The sequence below is a fragment of the Mesorhizobium sp. M7A.F.Ca.CA.004.04.2.1 genome (assembly GCF_004022825.1).
Taxonomy (GTDB): domain Bacteria; phylum Pseudomonadota; class Alphaproteobacteria; order Rhizobiales; family Rhizobiaceae; genus Mesorhizobium.
On record NZ_RZPH01001054.1, the window covers coordinates 1 to 2,006 of the forward strand.

Consider the following 2,006-nt stretch of genomic DNA (forward strand, 5'->3'; position numbering starts at 1 on the left):
CTGATGGGCTATACGACGTCGGCAGACATGAGAAGCCAGATCAGGCTTAGCTTCGACACGCGGGAAGAGGCGGTAGCCTACGCCGAAAAGCAAGGGCTCGCTTTCCGCGTCGAAGAGCCGAAAGAGACCAAGCGCCGCCAGATTTCCTATGCGGAGAATTTCCGCTATGACCGCAGGACGCCCTGGACGCATTGAACGGCGGCCAATGCCAGAATATCCAGCCGGCCCAAAGGCCGGCCAGCGGTCCCGTAGCTCAGCTGGATAGAGCACCGGCCTTCTAAGCCGATGGTCACAGGTTCGAATCCTGTCGGGATCGCCAAAGCCTTTCGGTCCGTTCCGGACACATAGGTTACGGTTTATACCGGAGACGTGGGCTTTCAGAGAGCGGCATCGGGCCTCGTGCGCTCAAACCGCCGCGGCCAGAAGCAGCGTTACCCCCAGGACCGTCGACGCATAGATCGTCGCTAGAAGCACGATCGGCCGAGGATACTCGGCGGGTGTCGCGAGGCCGGCAAAGTCGGGATTTCGGGTTTCGGTGCCGGGCCACGGGACGTCGTCGTCGGCGGCGGCGTTGTCATTGCAAGCGCGCACAGAAAAACGCCGGGCTATATCGGCGGCGATCAGAGGATCGTCCGCCACCAATTTCGACCAGTCCGAAACAATGCCGATTTCACGTTTGAACATCGCTCGCCTCCCGTTTGCGCTCTAACAGCGATATCTAAATTATGTTCCACCGATAGTTTGACGAGGCGGACCGCTCTTGGTCACTGCGGCCTTCTGATTGACGAAAATCACGCCTGCTGCCTCCAACCCTCGACGGATGGCAGCCAGCTTGGCCGAACTCGGAATCCTTCGTCCGCTCTCGAAACTGCCAATCGTTCCTTCGCTGAGGCCGCACTTCGCGGCGAGTCGCACCTGCGACCATTTCAGCATCGCTCGTGCGGCTCTGCACTGCTGGGATGTAAGGGGCTGGATCCCTGAAACGGTGGAGCTTCGCTTGTTCACATCCTCAGATCCCTTCGCTTCGGCGGGACATGGCTTTGCACCAGGCGTACCTTGTCCCTATCCACTGTGACCATTGTCCCGAGCGATACCGTGACCTTGTCGCCGTCGATTCGCGTAACGCCGCCGGATAATTCCATCAGCTGGCCCTTGGTCAGCCTGGTCGCCGGATCAATGACCGAATGCGGAAAATTGTAACCGGGGATCGACACGCTGACGCGGTCTTCCGTGACGCGCTTCAGCACCGTCGCCATGACCGCCACTTCGTCGCCGACCTTTATTGCCATGCCACTGATTCTGGGGCGTCATCTGCCGGCGTCAAGGATTAGCTAGATCTGATATAACAAAATCGCGGAATCAGCTTTCTCCATGCAGGGTCGCCCCGACAGCGGCAAATACCGCAAGCCGTCCAACTCTGTTCGGTGATGAGGCGTTGGCGTGGCTCGGGCAGCCGCCCGGCGCCAGCGTATTATTTCGTGACTCCGCCTTTTCGGAACCTTCCTGCGCACAGCGCGTTCGGCCCGCTGTATTCGAGAACCCTCATATAAAAGTGGACAGGCGGGAGGCAAACAAGGGTGGGGAGGAGTGTTGCCATGTCGAAGCGAGAAATAGGCATATCTTCGGCTCTGGATCGGCGTATCGCCGATCTCAAGGCCAAGATGCAGGACGCCCGGATCACGGAATACGAAATGAAAACCTTTCAAAAAGTGGCTTCAGCCATGGGAGGCGACGGAGGTTCCCTGCGCCTCGATGCCGACGACCTGATCGCGGCATCCTTTGTCGTCGATGCGCTGAGTGAGTCAACGCTCAACTGCCGACTCTGTCTGTTTCGCTCTCCGTTTTTCCCTTGTCCGGCCTGCCCTTTGCTCCCGCCTTCCCTCTCTTCACCCTTCTGTCTGCTTTCCTCTTCCTTCTTTGTTCCCGTTTGCTCCCTCCTCCGTCTCCCTTCACCTCTCTTGTCTGTCTGGTGTCGTTTCTTTCCCCGCCCGCCAGAACTTTTTGTT

At 58.7% G+C, this 2,006-nt stretch carries 4 protein-coding genes, 1 tRNA gene and 1 pseudogene; 3 read left to right on the forward strand and 3 right to left on the reverse strand.

Annotation, left to right across the window (positions count from 1 at the left end; all coding sequences use genetic code 11):
- The coding region (locus EN893_RS31145) for an NADH dehydrogenase ubiquinone Fe-S protein 4 (RefSeq protein WP_164901268.1) at positions 1 to 195 on the forward strand (195 nt) is incomplete at its 5' end.
- 47 nt (positions 196 to 242) lie between these two features.
- A tRNA-Arg gene (locus tag EN893_RS31150) sits at positions 243 to 319 on the forward strand.
- An 86-nt stretch (positions 320 to 405) separates the two neighbouring features.
- On the opposite strand, the gene EN893_RS31155 is transcribed toward EN893_RS31150, so the two are convergent.
- From EN893_RS31155 to EN893_RS31165, 3 genes are read right to left on the reverse strand one after another with little or no spacing between them, the layout of a single operon-like run.
- Entirely contained in the window at positions 406 to 684 is a 279-nt protein-coding gene (locus EN893_RS31155) for a hypothetical protein (RefSeq protein ID WP_127270075.1), read from the reverse strand.
- A gap of 39 nt (positions 685 to 723) precedes the next feature.
- Positions 724 to 1,005: a helix-turn-helix transcriptional regulator gene (locus EN893_RS31160; RefSeq protein ID WP_127270073.1), complete on the reverse strand. Its 282-nt coding sequence runs from the start codon at positions 1,003 to 1,005 to the stop codon at positions 724 to 726.
- The gene (locus EN893_RS31165; RefSeq protein ID WP_164749088.1) at positions 1,002 to 1,289 is read right to left on the reverse strand and encodes a hypothetical protein; all 288 of its coding nucleotides are present in this window, start codon (positions 1,287 to 1,289) and stop codon (positions 1,002 to 1,004) included. The genes EN893_RS31160 and EN893_RS31165 overlap by 4 nt, the downstream gene beginning before the upstream one ends.
- Before the next feature lie 306 nt (positions 1,290 to 1,595).
- On the opposite strand from EN893_RS31165, the pseudogene EN893_RS31170 reads away from it, so the two are divergent.
- Positions 1,596 to 1,805 (forward strand): annotated as a pseudogene (locus EN893_RS31170) (hypothetical protein); the annotation flags it as partial.
- Between the last annotated feature and the right edge of the window lie 201 nt (positions 1,806 to 2,006).